This is a genomic window from Aeromonas sanarellii (assembly GCF_000820085.1).
In the GTDB taxonomy this organism is placed as follows: Bacteria; Pseudomonadota; Gammaproteobacteria; order Enterobacterales; family Aeromonadaceae; genus Aeromonas; species Aeromonas sanarellii.
On sequence record NZ_CDBN01000063.1, the window covers coordinates 75,869 to 82,664 of the forward strand.

The following is a 6,796-nucleotide window of genomic DNA, read 5'->3' on the forward strand; positions in this document are numbered from 1 at the left end:
AGGAGGAGTGAAGATGCCGAACCACATCATTGACCGCGCACGGCACGCATCATGTCCCACATGGGCGTGAAGATGCCGAGCGCCAGCACCAGCACCATGACCGCCACTATGCCGATCAGGATGGGTTCGATGCGGGCGGTGAGGCTCTTGAGGTCGTAGTCCACCTCCCGCTCGTAATATTCGGCCGCCTCGTGCAGCAGCTCGTCCACCTGGCCCGTCTCTTCCCCCACCGCGATCATCTGCATCACCAGGGGGGTGAACAGGCCGCTGGCCCCGGCGGTGCGCAGCAGGCTCTCACCCCGCTCGATGCCGCCCCGCATGTCGCGGATCCGCCCCGCCATATACGCATTGTCCACCGCATCGGCCACCAGGGTCAGCACCGTGTTCAGCGGCACCCCCGCCTTGAGCATCATGGAGAAGCTACGGGCGAAGCGGGCCAGCAGGGAGCGCTCTATGATGGAGCCGACGATGGGCAGTCTGAGCTGCCATCTGTGCCAAGCCAGCTTGCCCCTGGCCGTGGCGACCCAGCGGCGCCAGCCGACGACAGCCCCCACCAGGATGGCCAGCAGCAGCCACCAGTAGTGGACGAAGAAGTGGGAGGTGGCGAGCAGGATCCGGGTCGCCAGCGGCAGCTCCACCCCGAACTTGGCGAACATGTTGGCAAAGACCGGGATCACCATGATGTTGAGGATCACCATGGCGACGGCGATGGCGATCATCACGAAGCTGGGGTAGCGCATGGCGGTCTTGATCCGCTTGCGGGTCTCCAGCTCCAGATCGAAGTAGTTGGCGAGCTGCAGGAAGGCCTCCTCCAGCTGGCCGGTGTTCTCCCCCACGTGGATGATGGCCACGAACAGGCTGCTGAACACCCTGGGGTGGGCCTGCATGGAGCTCGACAGCGGCCGGCCATTGCCGAGATCCTCTCCCAGGGCGTGAAGCGCCCGCTTGAGGGGCTTGCTGTGGGCGCTCTCCTCCAGCCCGGCGATGGCGCGCAGTATGGGAATGCCCGCCCGGGTCAGGGCATACATCTGGCGGCTGAACACCACCAGCTCCTCCAGCTTGACGCTCCCCTCCAGCAGCAGGGACCAGTCGATGGCGGCAGACCTGGCCTGGCCGGCCTTCAACTCGGTGGGCATGACCCCGCGACGCATCAGCTGCTCGGCGGCGGCCAGCTCGCTGGCGGCCTCCACCACGCCGCTGACGGCCTGCCCCTGGCTGTCGCGCCCCTTGTAGGCAAAGCGACTCATGGGCGACCTCGATCGCCCGGGGGGCTCTGTGATGCACTGCTATGGGTGTGAGTCATGACTTACCCCAGATCCTCCGCCAGCCTGAGCACCTCGTCCACCGAGGTGATCCCCTCCCGGGCATAGTCGAGCGCCGTGAGGGCCAGGGGCCTGTAGTGTTCGTGCTCCCGCGCCGCCCGGGCGAAGCCCTCGGCGTCATTGCGCCGCAGGGCGTCCATCATGGGCTGATCCAGCTCCAGCAGCTCGTAGACGCCGATCCGGCCCGAGTAACCGGTGAAGTTGCAGCTCTGGCAGCCGCGCCCCTTGCGATAGCTGTGCTGGCCGGGCGCCTCCCCCGACAGCACGGAGAGCCAGGTGGCCTGACCCTCGTCCGGCGCCGTCTCGCAGGCGCAGTGTTCGCACACTCGCCGCACCAGGCGCTGGGCCACCACGGCCCGCAGGGCGCTCGCCACCAGGTAGCCGGGGGCCCCCATGTCGATGAGGCGCAGGGCGCTGGTGACGGCGTCGTTGGTGTGCAATGTGGTCAGCACCAGGTGGCCGGTGATGGCGCCGCGCAGGCCGATCTCCACCGTCTCGCTGTCCCGCATCTCCCCCACCAGCAGGATGTCCGGATCCTGGCGCAGGGTGGAGCGCAGCACCTGGGAGAAGGTCAGGCCTATCTTGGGATTGACCTGCACCTGGTTGATGCGGGGCAATCGGTACTCTACCGGGTCCTCCACCGTGATGATCTTGTGGCTCGCCTGGTTGAGTTCGGAGAGCGCGCCATAGAGGGTGGTGGTCTTGCCGCTGCCGGTGGGGCCCGTCACCAGGATCATGCCGTGGGGACGCCGCAACTGGCGGCGAAAGCGCGTCAGTATGGCCGGCGGCATGCCGGTCTCGATCAGGGACAGTATGCCGGAGGATTGATCCAGCAGGCGCATCACCACGGACTCGCCGTATTGCACCGGCATGGTGGACATCCGCACGTCGACGTCGCGGCCGCGCACCTTCATGTTGAAGCGGCCATCCTGGGGCAGCCGCTTCTCCGAGATGTCGAGGCCGGCCACCAGCTTCAGGCGCAGCACCAGCGCCTGGGCGATGCGCACCTCGCTCAGGATGTTCTCGTGCAGCACCCCGTCGATCCGCTGGCGGATCCGCAGCACCTTCTCGTCCGGCTCGATATGGATATCCGACGCCCCCACCTGCACCGCATCCTCGAACAGGGAGCGCAGCAGCTTGGCCACCGTCGCCTCCCCCTCGTCGGTCCCGGCGTTCAGGCCGCCGGTGCCGAGCTCGAAGCCGGTCTCCTGGTGCTCCTCGTGCAGCTGCACCGCGAAGTTCTCGATCTCCCGGGTGCGGCGGTAGAGGCGGTCGAAATACTCCAGCAACTGGCCTTCCCGCGCCACCGCCAGCACCAGCTCCCGCGGGCTCAGCAGGGCGGCGATGGCATCGAGGGCGCTCAAGTCGGCGGGATCCGACATCACCACAGTCACTTTGTCGTCGGTGAGGTTAACGGCCAGCGCCCGGTAGCGGCGCGCCTGCACCTCGGGCAGCAGGGTCACGGCCGCGGCGTCTATGGTGAGGTTGTTGAGATCGAAGAAGGGCACGTCCAGCTGGCGGGCGAGGAAGGTCAGCAGCTGCACCTCGCTGATGAAGCCGAGATCGATCAGGGTGGTGCCCAGCTTGCGGCCGGTGTGGCGCTGCTGCTGCAGGGCGAGCTGCAGCTGATCATCCGAGATGATCAGCTCCTGAACCAGCAGGTCGCCGAGGCGCATCTTCAGTCTGGGTTGTGCCATTTACGCTCCGATGTCGGTTGCTTCACACCCGCGGCCCATCCGGTCAGCGTTCGCCGACGCGGCCGGGCCATGGCGGGTTCTTAGGGGTTGAGCTGGGCGATCCGCTGTTCCAGCCACTGGGTCGAGGCCTCGCCCAGGTTGCCGTGCAGCTGGGCGTTGCGATAGGCGTCCAGCGCCCGCTGACGGTGGCCCTGACCATCCTCGGCCACGCCGAGTCCGAGCCACCAGCGCCCCTGATCCGGCTGCTGGCGCAACAGCCTGACATACAGCTCGGACGCCCGGGCGGGCTGACCCAGCTCCTGGGCGAGTCCGGCCCAGGTGGCGTAGTAGTCCAGGTTGCCGGCCAGCTCGGGCTGGTAGCCGGTGAGCCAGTCCAGCGCCTTCTGCCGCTCTCCGCTGCCGATGGCCACCCGGGCCAGCAGCAGGCGCAGATCGGCCTGGGCGGGATCCAGCCTCAGCCCCTCTTCCAGCACCTGGCTCGCCTCGGCCAGCCGCCCCGCCCCGTAGAGCAGGCCCGCCAGCTGTTCGCGCGCCCCCTGGTTGTGCGGGTCGTGGGCCAGCACCTCGTAATAGCTGTCCTGCGCCTCCTGCATCTGCCCCTTGGCCATGGCGGTGGTCGCCTTGCGTTCGGCCAGGGCGGCCAGTTCGGACGCGGAGAGTTCCACCGTCTCTATCTTCAGGATCCCGGGCTTGCGCGGGGCCGCAGGCGCGTCTTCGGCGTCCTGCTCCGCGGCCAGCTCGGCATAGAGATCCGGCTGCAACTCCTCGTCGCTCGGGATCGCCTCGTCCGCCAGCCCCTCGTCCATCTGGTTCTCATCTGCCCGGGTCTCGTCGGCCTGGGCCCCGGACGCCGGTTGGGCCTCGTCGGCGGGTACCGGCGTCTGAGCCGGGCTCGATACCCTCGCAGGGGACGCCGCCAGCACGCTCGCCGCCCCCTCCGCGGAGGCGGTGGGCACTGCCGTGCTCGCCATCGCAGGGAGGGCGGACGAGACGATCGGAGTGACAGCGGCAGACGCAGATGCCTGGACCGGAGATTCGACGACCCGCGCCGTTGGCTGGGCGGCCCGCTGGCTCTGCTGCCAATAGATCCAGGTGCGCCAGCCGAGGATGGCCAGGGCCAGGGTGCACAGCAGGGTCAGCACCAGCATCCACCAGCCCTGCTGGCGCACCGGCGCCACGTAGACGGCGGCGTCCTCGGATCCCGGCTGGCGCCGCTCCAGATCCTTGAGCATCTGATTGATCACGCTCATGACCAGACTCCATAGGCCAGGGCGGCCCCCAGCAACAGCAGCAGGAGCCACCAGAAGGTGAGACGACCGCCGCCGGCGTCCTCGGTATCGCGGATGGCGAGCCGGACCAGGGCGCTGTCGATCCGCCGCACACCGCGGCCATAGGCCAGCATCAGGCACTTCTGGGCCAGCACGTTGATGAGCCGGGGGATGCCCCGGGACGCCCGCCACAACCGGCGCAGGGCCCGCCCCTCGAACAGCGCCGCCCCGCGGTAGCCGGAGACCTGCAGCCGGTATTCCAGATAGGCCCGGGTCTCGTCGAGCCGCAGCGGCCGCAGGCGGTAGGAGAAGCCGATGCGCTGGCGCAGCTGGCGCAGGCGGGGCTGCCCCAGCCGCGCATCCAGCTCGGGCTGGCCGAACAGCACGATTTGCAGCAGCTTGCAGGACTCCGTCTCCAGGTTGCCGAACAGCCGGATCGCCTCCAGGGTCTCGTCGGGCAGGGCCTGCGCCTCGTCGATGAGCACCACTACCCGGCTCCCCTGCTGGTGCAGGGCGATGAGGTGGCGGTGGATGCGATCCGTGAGATCCAGCTCGCCCTCTCCCTGTAGCGTCAGCCCCAGCTCCAGGGCCAGGGCGGTGCGCAGCTCCCCCGGGGTGAGATGGGGATTGGGCAGCCAGGCCAGGCGCACCGGACGCGCCTCCGAGCCCAGCTCGCTCAGCAGCTTGCGGCACAGCAGGGTCTTGCCGGTGCCCACCTCGCCGGTCACCTTGATGAAGCCCTCCCCCTGTGCCAGCGCCCAGTTGAGCACCTGCATCGCCTCCTCGTGGGGGGGCAGGCCGTAATAGAAGCCGGTGTTCGGGGTCAGGCCGAAGGGGGGCTCTCGCAGGCCGAAATGGCTCAGATACATCTCCCCTCCCCGGCCCCATCAGCGCCAATATTGGGGGCTGCGGCGGCAAGAGGCCGACGAGATGGCGCTGATACTATGGGGGTGCGCATCATGGTTTAGCCCTTGGGCGGGTACCATTTGTCGAGCAGCTCGGAGGAGCGTTGCAGCTCCTGCTGCCAGGTATCCTTTTCCACCACGGTCGGCTTGAGCATGATCACCAGCTCCACCTTGCGGTTGCTCTCGCGGCGGTTGGTGAAGGCCTCGCCGACCCAGGGAATGTCCCCGAGCAGGGGCACCTTGCTGACGATCTCCTGCTTGTCGGTCTTCATCAGGCCGCCGATGACGACGATGTCGCCGTTGTTGGCCTGCACCACGGTATCCGACTCGCGGATGGAGCTCTTGGCGAGCGGCAGCACCAGGGGCGCTGTGGTGCCAACGTCGATGGTCTTGCTCTGCTCCTCGGTGTCGATGACGGAGGGGTGGATGTGCAGCAGCACCCGGCCGGCCTCGTCGATCTGCGGGGTCACGTCCAGGGCGATGCCCGAGAAGAAGGGGGTCAGCTCCACGTTGGGGGTGACGATGGGGGCCGAGTTGCCCGAGGTGGTGGTGGTGGTCGAGGCATTGGTCACGAAGTACTCGTCCGTGCCCACCTTGATCACTGCCTTCTGGTTGTTGGTGGCGGTGACGCGCGGGCTCGACAGGGTGTTCACGTCCCCCTGGGTCTTGAGCAGGCTGACCGCCACGTTGAAGTTGCCATCGGAAATGGTGAAGCCGGCACCGCCCCCCAGCGCCCGGAAGATCTGGTTGGGGGTATTGGCGATGGGGCTGTCGAGCAGGGAGCCGCCCCCCGTGATGCCCTTGCCGCCATCCCAGCTCGCGGAGAGACCGCTCCAGTCCACCCCCTGCTCGTAGCCCTCGTTGAGGGAGACCTCTAGGATCCGCGCCTCCAGCACCACCTGGCGCTTGAGATGCTCGCCGGACTGATCCAGGAACTCGCGCACCGCCTTCAGCTCCTTCGGATAGGCCCGCACCGTGACCAGACCCGCCTGGGGACTGGTGATGACGGCTCTCCCCTCGCCGTTGCCGATCAGGGTCTGCAGGGAGTCCCGCAGATCGGTCCAGTAGTCGTTGTTGCTGTCCGTCTCGATCCGGGTGCCGTTGCCGTTGGCATTGCCGTCACCGTTGGAGGAGGAGTCGAAGTTGTTGTTGCCGCCGTTGTTCAGGCCGTTGTCGACGTTGTTGTTATTGCCGTTGTTATTGTTGTCGTTTGCGGTCACCCCGCCGGTGCTCACCGAGGTACGGGAGAGGCCGCGGCGAGCCATCATCAGGTAGTTGACCGGTATGGTCTCGGTGCGCAGACCGGCCGGATAGACGTGGAAGACATTGCCCTTTCGCTGCACATCGAAGCCGTACATGTCGCCGACCGTCGCCAGCGCCTCCTGCAGGGTCACGTCTTTCAATTCCACCGAGATGGCTCCCGCCACCCCGGGATGGACAGCGACGCTGTAACGGGAGCCCTTGAACAGGGAGCCGAAAAACTCCACCGCATCGACGTCATGGGCCGCGATGCGCATCCGTTTCTCGGGGACGGGCAGGGGCTGCTGGGGACGATTGAGCTGCAGCAGTTCGCTCTGCACCGAGGGGGGCAGGGTGGTCAGGGG

At 67.6% G+C, this 6,796-nt stretch carries 5 protein-coding genes; all 5 read right to left on the reverse strand.

The window, feature by feature from the left end; translation table 11 throughout:
• Positions 1-26 precede the first annotated feature (26 nt).
• On the reverse strand, positions 27-1,247 hold the full coding sequence (locus BN1132_RS12650) for a type II secretion system F family protein (RefSeq protein ID WP_042077974.1): 1,221 nt from the start codon (positions 1,245-1,247) through the stop codon (positions 27-29).
• Between the two features lie 59 nt (positions 1,248-1,306).
• Positions 1,307-3,019 carry an MSHA fimbrial ATPase MshE gene (mshE, locus tag BN1132_RS12655; protein WP_042077976.1) on the reverse strand — a complete coding sequence of 571 codons (1,713 nt, stop codon included), beginning with the start codon at positions 3,017-3,019 and terminating at the stop codon, positions 1,307-1,309.
• Between the two features lie 80 nt (positions 3,020-3,099).
• Positions 3,100-4,269, reverse strand: coding sequence for a tetratricopeptide repeat protein (locus BN1132_RS12660; protein ID WP_042077978.1), 1,170 nt, complete (start codon positions 4,267-4,269; stop codon positions 3,100-3,102).
• Positions 4,266-5,156, reverse strand: a complete 891-nt coding sequence (locus tag BN1132_RS12665; RefSeq protein WP_042077980.1) for an ExeA family protein — start codon at positions 5,154-5,156, stop codon at positions 4,266-4,268. The genes BN1132_RS12660 and BN1132_RS12665 overlap by 4 nt, the downstream gene beginning before the upstream one ends.
• A 95-nt stretch (positions 5,157-5,251) precedes the next feature.
• The coding region (gene mshL / locus BN1132_RS12670; protein WP_042077982.1) for a pilus (MSHA type) biogenesis protein MshL at positions 5,252-6,796 on the reverse strand (1,545 nt) is incomplete at its 5' end.

Coding starts and splice junctions, on each gene's coding strand:
- BN1132_RS12650 (WP_042077974.1), bottom strand. CDS start 1,247: ATGAGTCGCTTTGCCTACAAGGGGCGCGACAGCCAGGGGCAGGCCGTC.
- mshE (WP_042077976.1), bottom strand. CDS start 3,019: ATGGCACAACCCAGACTGAAGATGCGCCTCGGCGACCTGCTGGTTCAG.
- BN1132_RS12660 (WP_042077978.1), bottom strand. CDS start 4,269: ATGAGCGTGATCAATCAGATGCTCAAGGATCTGGAGCGGCGCCAGCCG.
- BN1132_RS12665 (WP_042077980.1), bottom strand. CDS start 5,156: ATGTATCTGAGCCATTTCGGCCTGCGAGAGCCCCCCTTCGGCCTGACC.